Below are 20,905 nucleotides of genomic sequence, written 5' to 3'. Positions count from 1 at the left end.
GAACTGCCTATGAATTCCAAGGACAAAATTAAAAAAATCTACCCGCTGGCTCTTTCGCAAGAAGGGATGTATTATCTCTGGCTCTCGGATAAGGAGTCCCGGCACTCTTTTGTACAGATCGAGGCGGTGCTGCGGGGCGAGCTCGACGTCTCCCGGCTGGAGCAAAGCATGGACGCCCTCGTGAAGCGCTACGATATCCTGAGAACGGTATTCGTTCACGACAATTTGCCTCGTCCGTTGCAGGTGGTGATAAAGGAGCGGAAATTCCGCCTGCATTTCGAGGACGTGTCGGAGCTGGCGAAGGAACGGCAGGAGGCGCATCTGCGCCAATGGAAGCAGGATAACAAGGCGCGGGGCTTCGACCTCAGTAAAGATCTTCTCGTCCGAATGGCCGTGTTCCGGACAGGTCCGCAGGAGTACCGCTGGATCTGGTGTAACCACCATATTATTTTGGACGGCTGGTCGTTCTCCCGGGTGTTCCAGGAGCTGCTGGACAATTACCGCCTGCTGCAAGACAAGCGGGAGCCTGTGACCGTGGAATCGTCCCCTTACAGCCATTACCAGGAATGGCTGGAGAGACAGGATAAGAAAGCGGGAATTGCTTATTGGCAAAAGACGTTGGTCGGATTGGAGCGGTCCCGGGGCGGTTTTCCTGTAATCGCGCAGGCCCATTCTTCCGCTTCGGACCCTTCGGGCAAGCCAGCGGTCAAGCCAGTGGTCATGAGTGTCAACGCGGAGCTGGGCCAAGCCCGGATGGATCGGCTTCAGCAGCTCGCCAGAGCCTGTCAGGCGACGATCAATTCGGTGTTCCAGGCGGCATGGGCGATCGTGCTCCGGCAGTACATGCAGAGCGACGACGTCGTGTTCGGCTCCATCGTGTCGGGAAGGCCCGCCGAGGTGAAGGGGATCGAGGAGATGGTGGGACTTTTTCTCAATACGATCCCCGTTCGTATCCGGCTGCAGCCCGGACAGCCCTTCGCCGAATGCCTCAAACAGGTGCAGCGGCAAGCGCTGGAGTCGAAGGCGTACGATTTTGTCCCCTTGCAGGAGATGAATCAGGCCACGGATGTGAAGCATCGTCAACTGGATCATCTGATGATCTTCGAAAATTTCCCCTTCGACCGGAGGTACGTGGACAATGTCGAGTCGAAGGACGGCTTGGGCTTCGAGTTCGCGGATATTCGCGCCGAAGAGGAGACGGAGCAGTTCAATATCTACGTTTATCCGCAGGATGCCGCCATGAAGTTTAACTTCAACGCATCGCTGTATGAGCCGTGGCTGATGGAGCAGCTCAAGGACCAATTCATTGGCGTGCTGGATCAGATCATGACGGACGAAACGGTGCCCGTTGACCGGATCGAGGTGCTGACGCCGGAGGATAAGCGGAAGCTGCTGGGAGATTTTTTCCAGTCGGTCCGGTACGAGCAGGCGGATCGGACGCTTCATGCCTGCTTCGCGGATCAGGTCCGCAAGACGCCGGATCACCCGGCCTTGATCTGCGGCACTCGCACGCTGACGTACCGCGAGCTGCATGAGCGTTCCAATCAACTGGCCCATGTGCTGCGGCGCAAAGGGGTGCAGCCTGACGACCGCATCGGCCTGCGCGCCGAACGTTCCGTGGAGATGATCGCAGGCATGCTTGGCATCTTGAAGGCGGGCGCGGCCTTCGTCCCGATCCCGCCGGACTATCCGGCCGACCGGCAAGCCTATATGATCGCCGACAGCGGTATGAAGCTGCTGCTGACGACTTCGCCGCTGGGGGAGATTTCTTTTGCCGGGGAATGCATCGATCTCGGGGACCCGGAGCTTGACCGCGCCGACCGGGAGGAGTTGTTGTCGCTTTCGGAGAGCCGCCATTTGGCTTACGTCATCTATACTTCTGGGACGACTGGAAAGCCGAAAGGCGTCCTGATCGAGCACCGGGGAGCGGTCAATACGGTTCTGGCCCGCCGGGCGGAATACCCGTTCGACGGGACGGCCCGGGTGCTGCAGTTGTACTCGTATGCGTTCGACGCCTTCCTGTCCTGCTTGTTCACCCCGCTGCTGTCGGGTTCGACGGTGATGCTGGCCACGGATGAGGAAGCGCGGAATCCGCTGGCGCTCCGCGATCATATTCGCGACCGGCAGGTGACGCATCTCGACTGCGTGCCCAGCGTCTATACGGCGCTGGTCGAATGTCTCGGCGAGGCGGACGCCCGTTCCTTGCGCGTGGTGACGTTGGGCGGGGAGCGGCTGCCTGCCAAGCTGGTGAAGCGGAGCAGGGAGCAGTTCCCGCATATCGAGCTGGTAGACGAATACGGTCCGACGGAGAACAGCATCGTGACGACGCTGGAGCGGAACGTTGTGCCGGATCGACCCTTATCTATCGGGAAGCCGCTGCCGAACACCCGCGTCTATGTACTGAACGACGACCGCGGCTTGGTCCCGGTTGGTGTGAAGGGCGAGCTGTGGATCGCGGGCCGGGGGCTGGCGAGAGGCTACCTGAATCTCCCGGAGCGGACGGCTGCGTCGTTCGCGGACGATCCGTTCCATCCCGGGGATTGCATGTACCGCTCGGGAGACCTAGCCCGCTGGCTGCCAGACGGACGGCTGGAATATATGGGAAGAAAAGACGAGCAGGTCAAAATCCGGGGCTACCGCGTCGAGCTCGGAGAGATTGAAAGCGTGTTGCGGAGCCATGAGCGGCTGAGCGAAGCGGCGGTGACGGCCTGGGACGGGGCGAGCGGCGACACCGTGCTGTGCGCCTATTACGTTTCGGCCGCCCCGGTCACTGCGGAAGAGCTTAAGGCATTTGCCGCGGCACGGCTGCCGGCTTTCATGGCGCCGTCTCATTATACGGAGCTCAGCGAGATGCCGCTATCGTCCAACGGCAAAATCGACCGCCGGGTGCTGCCGCAGCCCGACGCGACGGCTCGGGAATCGGCGGAGGCGCAGGTGCAGGCCGTCCCGAGCAATCCGTGGGAGCATCGGCTGGCGGCCGTGTGCAGGGAGATTTTGGAGAGGCCGGAGATCGGCGTCACGGACGATTTCTTCGAAGCGGGCGGCAGCTCGCTCCATGCGATGCTTCTCGTGTCGCGGGTCCAGCACGACTATCGGGCCGAGCTTCCGCTGCACGTCATTTTGGAGTCGTCGACGATCCGGGGCATGGCCGCCTTTTTGATGGATAACAGCAAGGCGGAGCCTCAACCTATCGTACGCTTGAACAAAAAGGAGCGTCGCAAAACGCTTTTCTGCTTCCCGCCGATGGGCGGTCTCGGGATCGCGTACTATGAGTTCGCCAAGCAGATGGACGACTGCACGATCTATGCGCTGGATTATATCGATCATCCCGACCGGATGGAGCGCTATGTGAAGCTGATCTCCGCTGCGCAGAGGGAAGGCGATTATACGTTCCTGGGGTACTCCGCCGGAGGGAATCTGGCGTTCGAGGCGACCAAAGCGATGGAGGCGGCCGGGTACCGTGTATCCGATGTGATCATGCTGGACGCTTACCGGAAGACCGAGCCGGAGCCCGTGACCGACGAAGACCTGCAAGCGATGTGGGAGAGGTATATCGCCACCCCCGTGATTCGCGAGTTCTATAAAAATTTTCGCATCAACGAACAAGATCTGGAGCGCTTGAAGCAATATTCGTTCTATATTTATTTGCTGGATAATATCGGCACGGTCCATGCGGACCTGCATGTCGTTCATTCCACGCAGCCGGAGGACGAGCTTCGTCATCCCCCGAAGGATGAGGCTGATCAACAGTACCGGAATTGGCAAGGGGCCACTTCGGGCAGGGTGGCGTATTATCAGGGCGTCGGGGGACACGAACGGATGCTGGACCCCGAGCATATGGAAGCGAATGTGGAGATTATCAAGGGTATTCTGGGTTCGGCGGTTGTGCGGTAGATGCAGGGTTGAAGGCTCGCATCGGAATTTCATTCCGGTGCGGGTTTTCTTTTTTGCGTGGGACGGGCTACATGAGCCCGTTTTCCCGTAGGCTGAAATGCTTTCCGTCCGCGACGATGATATGGTCCAGCAGCTCGATGCCGAGGATTTCTCCGGCGTTTTTCACCCGTTCGGTCAGCTCTAAGTCTTCCTGTGACGGTGACGTATCCCCGCTCGGATGAGAATGCGCTAGAATGATGCTGGCACTATTACTTAATATGGCGGATTTGAACACTTCCCTCGGCGTGACGAGTGCCGCATCGAGAGTACCGATGGAGACGACTTCGAGCGCGGTTATTGTGTTTCTGATGCTTAGGCAGATGAGCAGGCAGTATTCGCGGTCGACGTCGCTTAAGTACTCGGTTACGAGCTTAAATGCATCCTCGGGGCAACGGATTTTGTCGGTTTTATAAGGGTATGTCGATTCGCGAACCATGCGTAAGCTTATTACGTTGAGCCGTTTCATGGCGTTTGACCTTGAGTGGTTGTGGTGATTAAATTCATTTTCTCGAAGCAACCTTTCTAATGAAAATGTAGTTAGCCGTTGTATTTCATAAAAAGATTTAAAGGCGACTGATCCGTTAATGCTCGTAATTACGTCAAGTATGTTAAAGTCTATTAGGTGCTTACTTCAATGAGGTTGTGACTAAGGCTGTGGTTGTGAAACCTTCTTTATCGCTATTTCCTCGCACATTAATAAGTCAACCTAGATGTGGTATAATTGGGAGAGAAAAAGACTGCACATTTCCAATTATACTCGTATTTACGAGAAAGTAAATATATTTTTCGTATTTACGAGTTAATTACTATAAAAGGGTGTACCTATGGAAAAATTCGTGTCCTCAAAAGAAATTGTCGAACGTATTGAATATTTGATTGAAGCCAACAACATTCCTAAGAGTGATTTTCTGAAGGAAATGGGAATCAGCTCGGGCAACATGGGGGATTGGAAAAGTGAACGGTCCACGCCTAACATCCATAAGCTCGTTAGAGTCGCGGAGTATTTTAAAGTCACCTTGGATTGGCTTGTTACTGGTAAAGACCGACCCACAAAAGAGGGTGACTCGTTGGGAGAAAAGCTCCAAGCGGTTGTCGGCTCCGTTCATGAGCTTTCGGAGGATGAAAAGGCGTTTATCCGTGAGTATATTGAATTTACTGCTTATCGGAAGCAGCAGGGTAAGTGGGAATAAGAAGTTTACGGCAAAAGAGAATCCAGCACCGTTTAGGGGCTGGATTTGTTGTAGTTTATAAGATATGCGGGTGAAATTGACCAAGATATGAATAATACAATACGGCGTGAACTTGGTTTCCTGTCGAAGTGTAGCTTTGTTTTTGGGATAAAGGATATTATCTGCCGCTGGAATAGGTACTGCGCATTTAAGATAATGCACGCAGAACCTTACAACAAATAACGACGAATAGCCTGATGGCAAGCTTTAAACTCCCCGTTTCGCCGCACAAACATAAGCATCGTCCAAGGGGGAACACATTCCGCGAGTTGTTGTTGGTGAGCCCGTTAGCGAGGGAGTAAATACGAAATCATTAGGCAAAGTAATTTCTATTCGGAAACCACTCTGCCTTATGGTGACCCTTACTGGAAAATCTGGAAGGGAATATTTGGTTAAGGAGTATGACGAAGGGTTAAAAAATATATTTTTGTCGAGTTAGGTCTTTTTACGCAGGAATAAAGGCTCCTTTTGTGGAAATATGTAGTATAATATTTCTCAATTTATGTAATACGGGGTGAAAAACTTGCATATTCTAAATTCTCAGTATCATGATGCTAATAAAGTTGATAATGGTTTCTGGAGAGAAATAGGCGTTAAAAGTGATGCGATTACTGAAACAGAGTCAATTTTATTGAGTGCTAGAATAAAGGCTATGCTAGCCTCATTTAAAATGCCCGCACTATTAGAGTTATGTGAATTATATGATATAGCTATAAGAGATGATGAAGAAAGCATTAAAGATCAACTACGCTCACTTCCACTGGAGCAGAGACACCTAATCCTGTTTTTACACGATTTTTCGAATAGAAAAAAGAAGACCATTTATACATATTACGATAATTTAACACTAGAAGAAACTCAGTACACAAAGTCTTCTTTGGCAAAGCTACTTCATCTTTACAAAACTAATCCAGTTCATCTTATTCAAATTTTCACTTGGTATCTTTGGGATAACAGGGCATCTGGTAAACTTTTCGTTTTCGATAAAGCTATATCTTCTTCTGTAGCTCATAACATAGCAAGAGAATACAATTTTCATGTACGACTCAGAGATACTTTATTCCAAGGTTCAGGTAACAAGAACTACTATAGAGTTTTTTCTAGTTCAACTGTTAATAACAAAGTTTTGATTCTTCTTTATCGTTTAATAAGTGATGCACCGCGGCCGGATTTTGTTACTGCTCCAAGAAATAGAGAAGTCTCTCCTGCATTATTTCTAATTGATGTTGAAAAGAAAACAGTGGAAATTAAAGCGTTAACTACAGAAGAAACTTCTATTAGAAAATATTTAGAGCAAACGCTTGGATCACCTCTGAGTGAGGTTCAAACTGAAGTATTTACGGAGTATAAAAAAGAAGTTTTTATAAATACTATTATAAAGGGTTCGAGTACAACGGCCATTGGCCAGCCGGTAAGGGATTTTACTATCTTTAAAATAAGGTTTCGTAACAGTCCTTTGAAAAATTCACCCAAAGTTACACTAGAATTAGATGATTTAGATATTTGGCCTTCGGTTGAGGAGGCACATGCTCAAGGAGTGGTTAACCTTGAAAGTCTTAAAGATTTGGAAAGTATGCATTTTAAATCTAGCGAAGGAAGCCGTGTAATAAAGTCGACAATTTTGGAAAATGGTAATGTGATTTTTTCTATGGATGATAGTAACCTGGATCAATTAAGCAAAAAGGCAATAGAAAAAAAGTTTATTGAGAAGTTTGGGGTACCGTTATACAGAGAAATTTCAAACGAACATTTTGAAGAGGGAAAAGCGGATAAAGTTGATTATTTATTAGCGGCTTCCAGTGTAGAGAAGCCTAGTCCATATGAACGCTCTATAATAGCTACCTTAAAAGATCAGAAGATTCTTGAGGAAAGTGTCACTAAATACTTCTATTGTGCAAATTGCCGAATCGATTATAGTTATGAGGATCCCAAAGATGTTCCAAACGAATGTGACAGTTGTGATGGGCAGCAAATTATAACCAAAGTTGGTTCTGTCTTAAATGCTAATATAAACGAAGTTTATAAATTTATAAAAGAGCGTATTAAAGTTGGAAATACTGTATGGTTCGTAAGTAGGGAGAACGAACTGAACTTGGGATCTACTAAGCTAAAATGTATGCATTTAACAACTATACGAAATGAAGAAAAACATTTACAGTTGGTTTTTGCTGATAAATCTCTACAAAAAAGTGCGCTTAAGTATTTAAATAGACAGATGAAACCCACTTTATTAATTTTAATTGGTCAACAAGAACGGATGATTAATTATAGTGATTATAGTTGCGTGGAGCCTGCAAACTTTGGTAAAATATATATAAAAGGGGAACAGGAGTTCTCGTTATTTTTGGATGAAATTTATGAAACCTTAGAACGACGAACTAAGACATTTATTTCAGCAACGGCAAATGCTGCATTTCATGCTATTTCAAATCTTTCTGAAGAAAAATTAAGTAAGAAAGAGTATACCGATAAAATGTTTGAAGACCATGTATACGCAATGCTAAAGGACATTTTCCCTAATGCTGAAAAGTGGGGCAAAGAAATGTCCGGTCAAGAGGTACCAGAAGGTATTTTTACGGTTTCATTTAGAGATGATAAAGAAAATAAGGTATACCAAAAGGTATTTTCTTATGATTGTAAGCTTAATACAAACGGTAAGGGATATGATTTAAATATCAGTGAACAAAGAAAAGCAGTGCAATATGTTAACACTTTGAATCAGAATGATTATATTAGGGCGTTTAGTGATCACCATCAATTAAGTGGTCATATATTTATATCTAACCAATTTAGGGAAAATAACTTCAAGACCATGAGCGAACACTTCTACCAACATCTTGATGATAGTTATGATACGCAAGCAATTTTTTTGGATGTAAAAGTGCTCTGTTATCTATACGATAATTTCTGCAAGCACTCTGTAAAATTAAACAATTCGCGCAAGATATTCTACAGGGACCTCTTTAAAGCATTAATGGCTGAGCAAGTTACGGTATCATCGATAGATAATGTGCTACGAAAAGCTTTGGATGAACATCTAGCAGAATATAAAACATTGCCGACGAATAAAATTACATTGGAACTTAAAGGTCAATAAATTAGAGGAGGCGAGGGCAATTCAATATCGCGTGAATGACCTCGCCAAGTCCGCATATTGCCGTTTGTTTTACCGAGAAATAGAAGAATCAATTTCCCAGCTGTGCCGATCAGATTATATTGTTCATAATAATCTAGGAACAATGGCGCTAAATTTTTTGGAACGAAACCTTACGGTTGCGTTTTTAAAAGATGGAGAAGTTATAGACATTAAAGGAATCGAGTACTATCATTTTGCTCCATTTGAGTTCATACAACAGTTTTATCAAATAGATGGACTCCCTGTCAGACTCCAACGATACTTACGTCTAGGCGAATCCCGATTGCGAGATGAAATAATCAATGCTTTTCAAATGAATAAAATGGTTGTTAAAAGCTCAGAACATGAATTTTTTTTATGGGAAGAATACAATTTAAAAATAGAAATTGAAGGGTTTTCTTTAAAACAAATTCGACAGTGATCTTCAGAAAGTTGGAGGAAAAGCTTAGAGAGGACATAAAACTACAACTTGCATTAAAGATAATTCTCAAGAGTCTGAATAATTAACATTACTTGTACAATAGTGCACGATGTATCTAAGAAAGGCCATTCTCTAAAGGATGGCCTTGTCACGCGTTTAATCTTTGTTGGTTTTACTTCAGTCCGCTTGACCAGTTGATCTTCTTCCAGCACAAATTGTTCGTGGATTTCGAGTATGTTGGACATTTTCTTCACCTCACCGGAGCCGTTTTCGACTTCATGGTTTAATTTTTTCGGGAGAGGAAGAAGAAAGTAAAGAAGAAAGTAAAGAAGAGAGGAAGAACGGACTGTATTTCATGCCTGTTAATGCGAAATCAAAAGTATATTAAGCAGTAGTTTCTTGTGAGGTATCGACTAACTTTGCACTTAGTCCTGAGTTTGGACCAGGAGGCAGGCCCAATCCTGTATCAACACCGATGTTTTCTCTTAAGTCTTTCAACAAATGATTAGGTTCGAAACTTTCACCTATCTTAGCTTCGGAGGCAGGACGAGGATCAGAGGCATCTTTGGCCCTGTATACAACAATTTTATATTTTGACTCTTTAATAGCCCGCCTACATAATGCCCTAATATAGTATCGATTAAACTCTCCTTCTGCTAAAGTATCGGCTGCTGTAATAGGAACACGTGCTGTCGTATAACCGTTTTTGGTTCTTCTTTGTTCCGTTACATTTAGGTATCCATTTCTTATCTCTTTTGCAAGGGAAACATCATCCCCATTGAGTAATGATGTTCTAAGGGTTTCAACATACCTTTCCTTACCAGTTGGATTTAATCTAGAACTGAAATAAACCGTTCCATTTTCAAGATCGTACTCCAACTCATCTACCATATATCGCCGTGTTTCTTGGTCAAGATTTAAGAAATTAAGCCCCATATTGCAACACTCCCTATATTTGGAATATATTTAATTGTATGTGATAAGTTCACGATATTCAACTTGTAATTCCGATTATAGGAAATTGCTACTGAAGATAAGGAATATATATTTTTTGGAAAAGCGGGGGCAAATTGAAGGTTACAGATACTATATTTCGATACCCTACAAGATTGATGGTATATGTAGAGAATCAGTCCACTGATTGATTTTCCATACAGAGAAGAGAGGGTCCTGATTTTATAAATGAAGACTAAAAAAGAAAGAATATTGAACTTGTTAGAGGGTCTACAAATGTTGATGTATTTATCGGGATGCTACGACAACACCTAAATTAATTTATTTATGCGAATGTAAAAATTGGAACTCGCAAGTCCTGAAATCAGTTGTTCATTCTCTGATAAGCAATTATTCGTTTAAGGACTTACGACGAGTATTTTTAGTTGCATGATAGATATTCATGTACATGGCATTCAATTGATAGATTCAATAATTGGAAAGCCAGTCAGGAAACAATCATAGTACTTTGAACGATGAACAAATATTTCATGCTACGCACCGTGTGGAATTGAATTGATGTCTGAGGTTTATATTGCCTGCACCCTTCCTGAGCACAATGGAAAAAAGTTATAGGAGATATTTAATGCGACACATAAAACACGAACGATTTTCATACTCAGACTCCATACATCTAGTAAGCAATGCAATCCAAGATTTTTATGGTGATTATTGGGATTTTGAGTATTTTTGGGAAGCAATTCGTGATGAGTTTCCGCATAAACTATTTAAATCAGAGAAAGAAACAATACTTCACGAGTACTTATGGTGTATTTCTAATAATTCAAGTGTAATCGAAGATTTTAGAAATAGCGATTACAGTCAAGAGATTTTTGTTTTTTATGAGAACACTTTGAAAGATTTCGATGTTAGGATTCCATCTAAAATCATTCCTAATTTTGAATATATCGAGAGGCATGGCTTCTGTGAAAACTGTAAGAGTTGCAGGAAGCTTATTGCTTATGTAGACTGGATCCAAGAAAAAATAGATGAACTTAAACCCAACATTATCCACTCAGCTTTTCATGTACTGATGTTGAATAAACATTTTCTTCGTGATTTCCATGAAAGACTTGCGGAGTATATAGTTAGAGACAAAGCTCACCTACATCAATTGCACTCAGAATTCATCTCGGAAACTGGAAAAATAAAACGCATGTCTTCATGGCCGGTTTGGTTAAAAAGAGGAGTGTTTTTTCGAGATAAGGGTGTTTGCACGATCTGTCGCAACCCACTCTCTGGAGACCTTTTTTTAGGTATCGACCCTGATATGGATCATATAGTCCCCTTGGATAAACACGGAAGCAATGATCCCTCCAATCTTCAAATTCTCTGTAATAAGTGTAACAATAAAAAAAGACATTACAGCAGTACAACAAGTTCATATGATATACCTTATTGGAATTTACCAACTGGCGATCAAGAATAGTCCAACTAATAACTTATAAAACCCCCGTGTGAATCGTTCCATATGCTCCATCACATCGCACCGTATATTGCTGGGGAGAGTTTATTCTGGATCCACGAGCTATTAGTGAAATCAAGTTAGGCCCAAGCGTTGCTATGGGTATGAAAAAGCAGCATCACTTAAGTGATACCGCCAGACTAAAACCATCTTCATCAATCATGAGCTCGGATTCCCTGTAGCGATATGATAGGTTATGGATGCTAATTTTTTGCACGGAGTGTAGTAAAGGTATAATTTCCTCAATGCTCTGCACGGTCGTTTCGTGAATTGATTCGTCGGGAAGTAGCCATATAATTTTAATTTGGGGCTTTTTTCGGGCTTGAAATTTATAGATCATAATAAGAACTAATGAAATGAGACCCATGATTCCAAACCAAGTAAGATAAATCATAGTACCATCTCCAATACAATTTTTTATTGCAAGCGAAACTTGATGATACTTCAATATTATAAATAAAAATTGAATTATCGTCAAATTTATGTTGAAGAAAGTTCAAGTTTCGTATACTTGAACTCAGAGGTGGGGCCGATGACTTTCGGAGAGCGGTTAAAACAATCCAGAAATCGAAAGCAGTTGACACAGGAGCAAGTAGCCCAAAAAATCGGGATCGATTTTACCACAATATCCAAGTATGAAAATGATAGATCGCAACCCGATAACGAAGTGCTGCAGAAGCTTGCGCAATTGTATGGCGTGTCGATTGATTGGCTTTTGGTAGGAAGTTTGAACGAACCCGGGGACAAGAAAAAGATAAACCGACTGATTATTGATGGGGAACCGGAAGACTTGACTACAGATGAAGCCGGACACTTAAAGGATAGTCTGGAAATGTACAGATTGCTCAAGGAAAAGCGAAGTAAGGATGCTAAAAATGGAAGATAAATGACATCGTGATCTACTCGGCTTCAGAGAAGGTGGATACATGATGTCATATTCATTTATATTAATGAAGCCATTACAACAAAAAGGACACAACTCGTTTCAACGGTCGTGTCCTTTTTGCGTTCGAGCAAACCACAGATTTTTCTGCGCGTGCATGAAAAGACGCATGTTACTGCCCCGAATCGTTGTCATAATGTAGTCCCAGATGGTAAGCTCGCATCAGGAGATTCTCAAAAATTTCCGGCCTTGAATCCAAGGTGTCATATAATATCTCAACCTGGCTATTAGAGATCCCGCAGTAATCGGCGATTCCGATGTTCAGATGCTGGGACAGCATCTTGTCGTACTGTCTCTTCTCAAAGAGTTCTTTCGGAGCTGCGGCCAAACCAAGCCACAGTACTTGTTTATGATGCAATTTATTGGAGCCGTACGCAAAACCATTATTCCATACCCGGTCGATATATCCCTTGAGCATAGCAGGTAGATTGAACCACCAGATCGGGAAAATATAGGCGAGAGCATCGTACTTCTTCATTCGCTCCATTTCGGCCTCAACCTCAGGCGAATAGATCTTGCGATCGGATGACCAATCCGGTTCATCCGCTTCCCACAACACGGGATTAAAGCCGCTGCGATGCAGATCCAGCATCTCCGTTTTGTGACCCGCATCAGCGAGTCCCTGCAGAAATCTGTTTGCAACAGAAAAGGTTAAGGAATTCACCCTGGGGTGCGATACAACGGTCAAGACTTTCATCGACTTCACCTTCCATCTCTCAACTTTTTAATTCCAATGAGGTATGATGAAATTATCTATTATACTGGGAAAAAAGGGAAGAACGCACTTTTATGTGCTATAAGCACCAAACAGTGATATAGGCACCGAAAAGTAACTATACCCAAGACCCGGCGAGAGGATGGTGATCCCATGGAAAGGCAGGCAACACGGACGTTTAACATCCCCGCGGAAGCGACTTTGGAGGTTTTAGGGGGGAAATGGAAACTGCTGATTTTATGTCATTTAAACTGCGGCCCCGGGCCGAAGAGAACGAGCGAATTAAAAAAAGCCATTCCCGAGATTACGCAAAAAATGTTAACTCAGCAGCTTCGGGAGCTGGAGGAAGACGGCATCATCATTAGAACGGTATATAATCAAGTGCCGCCGAAAGTGGTCTATGAACTGAGTGAATTAGGAATCTCGTTGAAATCCATACTAGACCAATTGAGCGAGTGGGGCGAGCAATATATCCGTCAACGTGAATGGAAGTCCACCTGCTCGGAACGCTCAAAAAATGCTTAAAATCGTGAAAAGACATGGAGGCCTAAACAGATGAACAACCTTGCTGATTTAGTAGACGCGATTATCAACGAACCTATGCTAAGTGAAAAAACGTATACCTATTTAATTTTAGGCACGGAGAATTCGTTTACGAGCGGATATTTTCCCATTTTCGAAAACGAAGTTTCCTATGATGGTCACACCACTGTTGCTCTTTTTGATAAATATATGGACGAAATTGAGGAACTCATGCTGGGAAAGGGCATTCTTTGTATCAAAGTCGACGCTGGCAAATTAGTTGAGCATGGCCTTGTGAACGATACGAATCCTGAGCTTTTTGATACGGACGCCTTTGAGTTAATCATTTTCCAGAAATATGGGTTGGAACCGAAGGAAGAGGAAAGAAAAGAAATCTTACAGCAATCGTTGAAGGCGGAGAAAATTAAGAATACATTGGTGTTTGCGTGTTATATGAATGACATGGAGAAAATTAAAGAGCTGGTCACCCACGCGAGCAAATCCGATTTGGACAAAGTTCTTAAATATAGCGGCACTTCATTGCAGTTTTGCAGTAAACACGATAATTTGGAGGCATTTAGACTATTGGCCGAGAAGGGGGCCAACGTAGGAAAACGTTCTCTGACTCAAACCCCTCTTGAAATTGCTTTTAAACACTCAAGCGATATTGTGAATTATATTCGTCTGGAATTTCCGGATGTTTATCAAAAAGAGGTCAATAAGAAGGGTTTCGGGATTGCTCTTGATTGTAAAGATGAAGCTCTACTGGAAGATATTCTAAGGTTGGGCTGCGAGGTGAACCAGGAAAGGAAGCCATTCCCTCCTCTACATAACTTTGCGGATGTTAATAACATTGTCGGGATTAAATTTTTGCTGGATCACGGAGCTGATCTTGCAGGTAGAAATGATTGTAAACAAACCGCCTTGCATCGAGCGATTGGGAGAGAAAATGTTGCCGCGATTGAAATGCTATTAGAATATGGCGCGGACATTCATGCTACAGATCGAGACGGGAAGACAGCTGTGGATTTAGCCAAAGCATGTGTAAACAAAGCCATTCTTCATATGATGGATTAACATGTTGTGAAGGAGCTGCCGCTGGCAGGCTCCTTTCGCATGTTTCGCCGATAGGCCCGTAAAGCTGATCACAGATAGATCCTTCGGGCCTCCTCGTCGAAGAATTCGACTACATTCTTATACTCGGTAATATCTATACGGTTTTGCCTCATAATCTTCTGAATAAAGATGGCATCCGTAAAGATTTTATTGATGATCGTTTCGCACCATGACGGAGTGCCTTTAAAGTAATCCACCAAATCATGAATTTCATCAAACTTAAAATAAAGGATATAACAAACATAATTCTGAAGCAGCGTACGAAAACAATGCTCGCGATAAGGGTTAGAGCGATGGTCAGAGAGAAAGTCTCTCATCATCCCGAATAACGTTGTTTTATTTTCGGAGTAACTATGGATCAAATAATCAACGTCATTGATTAGCCGTAATACATCTTCCAATCCTTCTTCCGGAGGCATGGCCAGCTTGGGCGATTTTCCCTCTATTGCCCTTAACAACTCCATCGTAAGATGTTTGCAGGCATTTATTTCATGCGGAGCGATGAATAATGTATCTCTATACTTGTCGAGATGCTCGCTGTAGTAATCATGGTATACAGAAAAATAATGCTCCATATGGATATTGGTTTTCGTATGAACCAAATCTTGCCCGCGGAATGAAAAGGAGTAGAGGGTCTCCTCATTCACCGGGTGAGTATAAAGGTAGAAAAAGAAGAAAAAGTCTCTTAATTGCTGTCTCTGTTCATCGTTCAAGCTGGCAGCATCCGACAATTGAGCTAACTGAAAAAAACAATAGTTCTTCATAAAATCATTCATGGCATTGTACGGATTGATCTTGACAATGGACATCGTTTTGTTGATCGTAAACAGCAAATAATAGAGGATCAGTTCGTCATAGACATCCAGATGTTCAAAAAAAGCCGAGAGCACAGGCTTCCAGTCCGGGCTTACGGTGTAATTCGGATCTTTCGGCTGTAATTCATACGTCCACTCGATAAACGGCTCATTCTCGCGACCCACGAAGAATAATTCTGTGCTATCGTCTTCACAATGGGAGTATTCAAAGCAGTCCGTTTGAACGGACGGTAATCCCCTGTTGAATTTTAGATTCAGATATTCGTTATATAGCAAATGAAGCTTCATCGCTCATTTCCTCGTTCCTATAGGATTCAACTGGTATTAACGTATTGGCCGGAAGATTTCTCGATCTCCACTTTGGAAGCATTCGACATCTGAGTGGGCATTCCTCCTCGCCATTGATCGACGAGCGTGCAAGGTGAAGATCGGCCCGATGAGCTGAACCGGTACACAAATGACGGCTAAATTATTCGCTGAGCGCCGCCGGCGAAAAGAAAGGAGGGGGCCCCCTCGCCCCTCCTGCATCAGTTCAAGCTATGTGGAATTCGATCATCGCTTGCGCTCCGTCCGTTTTACATGGCTGGCTCCTTTACCGGTCTTTCTCATGCGGTCTCAGCCTCATTGAGGCGCGAGTATGAAAGCTTTAATGAATTTTTCATGATTTCCCTTTAATTCATCATCGTCTAAGCGGGCAGCATAATAAATGTCATTCTGCTTCCATAAGTAATAGGTTCGGTTTATGATATCTGTGTGGTTGGCGTCGCCGCGGTAGGAGGGTCCGCCATAGACATAATTGTCGTCTCTATAGACGGAAATATCGATACCGTTCATGTTCAGAGTCCGAATAAGCGTCAACTGTGAACCATTGATAAGCGGGAGTTTGCTCTGATAAACCTTGAGACTGCCATCTTTGGATTTGTCTGTTAGAATGTATAAATTTTCAACCGCATTCACGTTAAATCTGAAGGAGCCGGGGGTAGCTCCTGCCTTGCGCATGTATAATGCTACAAGTTTAAGTTCGTTATTCGACAGGGTGAGCGGAAATTTCACTTTAAAGCCCAGAAGTTTTTCCGCTTCCTGCAAATCTTTTTCACCATAGATCGAAAACGTATGCGATATTCCGTCGTAGCTGACATGTTGGATTTGTTGCTGGTATTTAAAAGATTGCAAAATTTTCTCCAATTCGTCTTGCGAAATATTTCTCCGATTCAGAGGAAGTCCTTCCGAGGTATGATCTTCGCTATAGAATCGAATGCCGTAGTATACTCCTACATTACGCCAATCCCAATCACGCCAAAAGAAGGTTTTTTCGATTTCCGGTTCATGATGCTCGTATTTTTGCACGGTTGTTACTAAAACGCCTTTGATATCGGCATATGTAACCTCGTCTTGTATATAGGATCGGGGTAGTGCCGCGCCCCATGATGGTCCCGGGGTTCTCCTCGATTGATCCCCCTCCAACAATTGGGAGAGTGCCCCATTTAGTAAATTTCCCTCGGAGGCGATCACTTCGAATTGTTTCTCATCAGCTTTTCCTAAATTTGATACAAACTCGATGATGACCTGATTATGAGTACCATTCACAAACTTCTCGTAAATTCCAATATCACTCAGTTGATAGCCGTCAGGAAGATAATCGGGGACTTTGAATGGAAACCCGGCAAAATCATTTGCCCTCTCCAGATTGATGAACCATTTAGCCCAGTCATTCAGTCTCTCAATTTTAAATGAGGAAGGGCTCCCCTGCTTGGAATCTGCGTCTGCTTCGGCGTTCTTCACGCCCTTCGAAGCATTCGTAAGGATGACGGCGCTTAAGCCAAGAACCAGGATAATCGCGGCCGCGGACAGTTTATACGTACCTTTTTTGAATTTTGCGATCATGGTAATTCTCCGTTTCATTTCCTTATTGTTTTCAAAAAAATGCGAAAGATTGGCTTGGGGAGAAGCGCTTCGGGCAAATAACCGCGATAGCATAAGAAGTGTCATCCCGTAGGATGAAGATTCCTGCTCCCCCAGCACTTCGAGTACGCCCGCGTCGCATGCGACTTCCTGGTCGGCCTTTATTTTTTTCATAGAAAGCCATACCACCGGATTGTACCAGTGGAGCATGGCTGTCAGTGTCCACAGGAAATTGAACCATAAGTCCTTTCGTTTGTAATGGGTAAGCTCATGCAGAAGGATGTGCGTAAGCTGACGGGAATCGGCGATCGTTACGATATCCGCGGGCAAATAAATTCTCGGCTTCGTCAAGCCGTAGATGCATGGGCTATGGAGGCGATCGGTCTCATAGACGGGAATCGTTGCGGTGATGCCCAGCTTCCCCTTGCACGCCTCCAGAACGGAGAGCACCTCGCGGTTATCGAGCTTGCGGGAGGTCCCAACGATTCTTTTGAATCTCACGGCAACAAACAGGTAATACATACTCAAAGACAGAAGTCCCGCAACCCATACAAGCGAGCCGATCGTGAGCATCGTTTGCGGCTCGACCCGATCTTTTTCATAAGTATGCATTTCAGGGGGCGGCTGTACGATTGTATTTGACTCTTCCGTCTGCTTCGGCATAGGAGCTGGATTCAAATTTGCCGCTTCGCTATGGTTTAAGGCCACCTTTGGTTCAAATCCGGCTTCCGAAGAATGAGGCTGCTCCGTATTCCATTTCGGCATAAACGATTTATCCGGCATGCCGTGCGGCACCAGATTAAAGAGGCTGACAGGACTTTGTGGAGCTATAGGAATAAGCAGCTTGATCAACACAAGAAACCACAGGACATGAAAAATCCGGGGGCCCAGGTGTTTGTACAGCAGCTTCCGAATCAAGAGCAGCAGCAGTATGATGACAGTGGATGCCAGAGATGCGGTCAACATGAGATAAAAAACGGTTTCGATCTGTTTCATGATTTCGTTCTCCTTCGTACAACCTCATGGCAGAAGCCGCCCGCCGATCTTAGCTGCCGCCTCTTTTCTTTTTCTCCAATAGCTGCTGGAGCTGATCAATTTCGCTTTCGGAGAGCTTCTCCTCTTCGAGGAATTTCGCAAACAGCATGCCCACGGCCCCGTTATAAATCCGATCCAGGAACGAGCGGTTCGCTGCTTTGACATATTCGTCGTAGGAAACCAGTGGATAATATAAGTAATTTCTGCCGGATTTTTCGAATCGGATCGCATTCTTTTTATGGAGCCGATTCAGGAAGGTTTTGACGGTCTGGTCCGACCAGTCCATTTGATCCTTTAACTTGGAGATGATCTCGATCGCCGTTAGAGGCTCTTTCTGCCATAGAAGCTTCATGACTTCACTTTCGGCTTCGGTAATGTGAGGGGAATTGGTCAACATCTTCACCTTTTTTCATATCTTATTGTTTACGGCCGTAAACGTTATATCAAAGTTTACGCGTGTAAATGAAAAAAGTCAAGGGGGAGCTATTTTTACTCGTGAAGTAGGAGATGAGGAGTGTATTAGAGGAACTCCAGAAGCGGAAGAGCCCGAGTACGTTCGAGTGACTATTCGATCGTACTCGGGCCTAAGAAAATATTCCTTAATTGGGATCAGGCAGGTCTGTTCGTGCTTCGTTAAGCTATACCTGGCACCCACATCATCAAGAGGATATTTGCGGGGGTGTAAGCCGCCCCGATCACCGCTTGCATAATGAAAGTAATCCTAAGAATAATGTACGGAAAGAAAGTTCCAATAGAACAAGTAAGCCGTATAAAGGAGCGTAAGCACGGCGATACCAACGTTTACGGTCTTCCATCGGTCAAGCTCCTTGGCAGTAAGTTTTCGAATCAAGAAATAAACAGCTGCGGCCGACGAAATAAGAGGCATTGAAGCCACGACGACCTGATAGAACTGCGAGTATCCGTATAGAATCTCTCCATTCCCATAGATGAACTGGACAATGAAGAATATGCTCTGAAGGAGGGCGATGATTGGAATGACTACAGAGATGCTGTGCGATTGCTTGCGCCATTGCCGTATCGCGTACCTCACGATCCATAGGAGCGGAATAAGCGTGAACAAAATGCCAGGTACCACATACAGAGCCAACAAGACAGTCCCTGACTCAAACGAAGCCGTGCGCGGGATGGAGAAGTTCATCGGCCCTGTCAGCGTCCATCTCCCCTGTTCTTTATGAAAGTACAGCTGTTCCTCCCCGCCGACTTCTTGGAAGAACCTTTCATCTACTTGGGTAAACTCTTTCCTGATCATCTGTTGCCCGTCGTTCTGGAATAAGCCGGTCACCACTAATGTTCGATCGTCTTTTGCTTCAACCGTATACGGTACGCTGCCCAGCAAGCGAAGTCCCTTGGCCCAGCCATGCTCCGCTGCCAAGTGCAGCTCGTATCGTCCTTCCAGTTCCTTGATCGCACTCCCTGAGCTTTCAAGGGGAGAAAGTGGCTTGCGGGCTACTTTCGAGTCGATCGTTTGGGAGATGGCATGAACGACTTTCCCGTGCATTTCCATCCCGCTACCTCCGGTGTTGGCGGTAATGAAAATACCGATCGAATGGGAAGGAATGAGCACCATTTTCGAATTAAATCCGTCAATTCCTCCATTCGCCCACAAGTAGGGAACTCCATTCACCGTCTCCGACCGAAAAAAACCATACCCAATCCCATACATGCGTTCATGAGAAGAGAATTGCTTCGCATGCATCATCCGGACCGTCTCCGGTTTAAGCAAGGACTGACCGTGGAAATAGCCGTTGGACAAATGTGCGATCATGTAGGGGGCGAAGTCATTCGGCGTCATATTGACGGCTCCTCCTCCGGGAAAATGAATTCCGGAATAAGGAACCACTTGATAACCGTTGTCCGTATAAGCATAGCTCTTGGCCAACTTGGTCCGATCCTGTGGGAGATTCAAGCTCGCACTGCTCATGCCGAGTGGCTGGAACAATCGTTCCCGCATGTAATCATTCAAGGGAAGTCTGGATACTTGTTCGACCACACTTCCCGCAAGTCCTGACCCGGCATTGCTGTATAGGAATTTACTTCCCGGGGCAAACACCGTCGGCTGCCTCTCCAAATACGTCCGAACCGTATCCGTCGACCATTGAGGGATTAATCCTTGGCGATTATCTCTTTCATACATGATTACATCCAGACCTGCCGTATGCGTGAGCAGGTGATGGAGTGTAATCGGGCCATAATTTCCATTAACCTGGTAATCCTTCAGGGCTGCATTGATATCGTCATGCAACGAGAGCTTTCCCTCCTCGACCAGTTGCATAGCAGCCGTAGCGGTGAAGGATTTGGTTAAGGAACCTAGCCGAAACACCGTGCTTGCCGGGTTAACGGGCACTTGTTGTTCCAGATCGGCGAAGCCGTACCCTTTGCTATACATGATGCGTTCGCCTTGGGTAATGACAACCGCTGCGCCGGGAATATGAAGCTTGCTCATTTCCTCCTTCATGAGAGGATCAATCAATTGATCCAACACTTCTGCGGAGAACGGCGAAGCCTCATTCGCATTCGCACGTGGCATGCACAATATGAATAACAAGCAAGAAGCGAGTAGAGCAGCCAACCATTTCCGTGTATCCGACATATTCATCATCTTCACCTTTCGTTTTTGAGCGATGGATATCGCCAGGCTGTAGCGATATGGCTGAGTATG

Annotated in this window: 15 protein-coding genes; 8 read left to right on the top strand and 7 right to left on the bottom strand. The window is 45.2% G+C overall.

Annotated features, from left to right (window positions below):
* Window positions 1-9 precede the first annotated feature (9 nt).
* Window positions 10-3,894: a non-ribosomal peptide synthetase gene (locus tag QJ48_RS07450; RefSeq protein ID WP_054973007.1), complete on the top strand. Its 3,885-nt coding sequence runs from the start codon at window positions 10-12 to the stop codon at window positions 3,892-3,894.
* Between the two features lie 67 nt (window positions 3,895-3,961).
* Here QJ48_RS07450 and QJ48_RS07445 read toward each other — a convergent pair whose 3' ends face one another.
* Entirely contained in the window at window positions 3,962-4,399 is a 438-nt protein-coding gene (locus QJ48_RS07445; RefSeq protein ID WP_054973006.1) for a RadC family protein, read from the bottom strand.
* Window positions 4,400-4,757: 358 nt separating this feature from the next.
* Between QJ48_RS07445 and QJ48_RS07440 the strand changes: the two genes are divergently transcribed.
* The 3 genes from QJ48_RS07440 (at window position 4,758) to QJ48_RS07430 (ending at window position 8,719) form a co-directional block, all read left to right on the top strand.
* Entirely contained in the window at window positions 4,758-5,123 is a 366-nt protein-coding gene (locus tag QJ48_RS07440; RefSeq protein WP_054973005.1) for a helix-turn-helix transcriptional regulator, read from the top strand.
* Window positions 5,124-5,685: 562 nt separating this feature from the next.
* Window positions 5,686-8,259 (top strand): hypothetical protein, encoded by a 2,574-nt coding sequence (locus tag QJ48_RS07435; protein ID WP_054973004.1) that lies wholly within the window; start codon window positions 5,686-5,688, stop codon window positions 8,257-8,259.
* Between the two features lie 157 nt (window positions 8,260-8,416).
* A complete protein-coding gene (locus QJ48_RS07430) occupies window positions 8,417-8,719 on the top strand; it encodes a hypothetical protein (RefSeq protein ID WP_157261553.1) in 303 nt (100 codons plus the stop codon).
* Window positions 8,720-9,103: 384 nt separating this feature from the next.
* Here the strand turns inward: QJ48_RS07430 and QJ48_RS07425 are convergent, their stop codons facing one another.
* The gene (locus tag QJ48_RS07425; RefSeq protein ID WP_054973002.1) at window positions 9,104-9,655 is read right to left on the bottom strand and encodes a hypothetical protein; all 552 of its coding nucleotides are present in this window, start codon (window positions 9,653-9,655) and stop codon (window positions 9,104-9,106) included.
* Window positions 9,656-10,298: 643 nt separating this feature from the next.
* Between QJ48_RS07425 and QJ48_RS07420 the strand changes: the two genes are divergently transcribed.
* On the top strand, window positions 10,299-11,141 hold the full coding sequence (locus QJ48_RS07420; protein WP_054973001.1) for an HNH endonuclease: 843 nt from the start codon (window positions 10,299-10,301) through the stop codon (window positions 11,139-11,141).
* Between the two features lie 568 nt (window positions 11,142-11,709).
* A complete protein-coding gene (locus QJ48_RS07410; RefSeq protein WP_054972999.1) occupies window positions 11,710-12,063 on the top strand; it encodes a helix-turn-helix domain-containing protein in 354 nt (117 codons plus the stop codon).
* Between the two features lie 169 nt (window positions 12,064-12,232).
* Here the strand turns inward: QJ48_RS07410 and QJ48_RS07405 are convergent, their stop codons facing one another.
* Window positions 12,233-12,817 (bottom strand): NAD(P)H oxidoreductase, encoded by a 585-nt coding sequence (locus QJ48_RS07405; protein WP_054972998.1) that lies wholly within the window; start codon window positions 12,815-12,817, stop codon window positions 12,233-12,235.
* Window positions 12,818-12,988: 171 nt separating this feature from the next.
* Between QJ48_RS07405 and QJ48_RS07400 the strand changes: the two genes are divergently transcribed.
* Complete coding sequence (locus QJ48_RS07400; protein ID WP_054972997.1) at window positions 12,989-13,360, top strand: helix-turn-helix domain-containing protein; 372 nt, start codon at window positions 12,989-12,991, stop codon at window positions 13,358-13,360.
* A 30-nt stretch (window positions 13,361-13,390) separates the two neighbouring features.
* A complete protein-coding gene (locus QJ48_RS07395) occupies window positions 13,391-14,434 on the top strand; it encodes an ankyrin repeat domain-containing protein (RefSeq protein ID WP_054972996.1) in 1,044 nt (347 codons plus the stop codon).
* 68 nt (window positions 14,435-14,502) lie between these two features.
* Here the strand turns inward: QJ48_RS07395 and QJ48_RS07390 are convergent, their stop codons facing one another.
* From QJ48_RS07390 to QJ48_RS07375, 4 genes are all read right to left on the bottom strand, one after another.
* Window positions 14,503-15,576, bottom strand: coding sequence for a hypothetical protein (locus QJ48_RS07390; RefSeq protein WP_054972995.1), 1,074 nt, complete (start codon window positions 15,574-15,576; stop codon window positions 14,503-14,505).
* 333 nt (window positions 15,577-15,909) lie between these two features.
* Window positions 15,910-18,186 (bottom strand): M56 family metallopeptidase, encoded by a 2,277-nt coding sequence (locus tag QJ48_RS07385; protein ID WP_054972994.1) that lies wholly within the window; start codon window positions 18,184-18,186, stop codon window positions 15,910-15,912.
* 49 nt (window positions 18,187-18,235) lie between these two features.
* Window positions 18,236-18,619: a BlaI/MecI/CopY family transcriptional regulator gene (locus tag QJ48_RS07380; protein WP_054973013.1), complete on the bottom strand. Its 384-nt coding sequence runs from the start codon at window positions 18,617-18,619 to the stop codon at window positions 18,236-18,238.
* Between the two features lie 327 nt (window positions 18,620-18,946).
* Window positions 18,947-20,836: a serine hydrolase gene (locus QJ48_RS07375; RefSeq protein ID WP_272948115.1), complete on the bottom strand. Its 1,890-nt coding sequence runs from the start codon at window positions 20,834-20,836 to the stop codon at window positions 18,947-18,949.
* Window positions 20,837-20,905: the final 69 nt, after the last annotated feature.

Source organism: Paenibacillus sp. A3, from assembly GCF_001399685.1.
Lineage (GTDB): Bacteria > Bacillota > Bacilli > Paenibacillales > NBRC-103111 > Paenibacillus_G.
The sequence above is the reverse complement of the archived record's forward strand: the minus strand, read 5'-3'. Positions and strand labels throughout refer to the sequence as shown.

Coding starts and splice junctions, on each gene's coding strand:
- QJ48_RS07450 (WP_054973007.1), top strand. CDS start 10: ATGAATTCCAAGGACAAAATTAAAAAAATCTACCCGCTGGCTCTTTCG.
- QJ48_RS07445 (WP_054973006.1), bottom strand. CDS start 4,399: ATGAAACGGCTCAACGTAATAAGCTTACGCATGGTTCGCGAATCGACA.
- QJ48_RS07440 (WP_054973005.1), top strand. CDS start 4,758: ATGGAAAAATTCGTGTCCTCAAAAGAAATTGTCGAACGTATTGAATAT.
- QJ48_RS07425 (WP_054973002.1), bottom strand. CDS start 9,655: ATGGGGCTTAATTTCTTAAATCTTGACCAAGAAACACGGCGATATATG.
- QJ48_RS07420 (WP_054973001.1), top strand. CDS start 10,299: ATGCGACACATAAAACACGAACGATTTTCATACTCAGACTCCATACAT.
- QJ48_RS07410 (WP_054972999.1), top strand. CDS start 11,710: ATGACTTTCGGAGAGCGGTTAAAACAATCCAGAAATCGAAAGCAGTTG.
- QJ48_RS07405 (WP_054972998.1), bottom strand. CDS start 12,817: ATGAAAGTCTTGACCGTTGTATCGCACCCCAGGGTGAATTCCTTAACC.
- QJ48_RS07400 (WP_054972997.1), top strand. CDS start 12,989: ATGGAAAGGCAGGCAACACGGACGTTTAACATCCCCGCGGAAGCGACT.
- QJ48_RS07395 (WP_054972996.1), top strand. CDS start 13,391: ATGAACAACCTTGCTGATTTAGTAGACGCGATTATCAACGAACCTATG.
- QJ48_RS07390 (WP_054972995.1), bottom strand. CDS start 15,576: ATGAAGCTTCATTTGCTATATAACGAATATCTGAATCTAAAATTCAAC.
- QJ48_RS07385 (WP_054972994.1), bottom strand. CDS start 18,186: ATGAAACAGATCGAAACCGTTTTTTATCTCATGTTGACCGCATCTCTG.
- QJ48_RS07375 (WP_272948115.1), bottom strand. CDS start 20,836: ATGTCGGATACACGGAAATGGTTGGCTGCTCTACTCGCTTCTTGCTTG.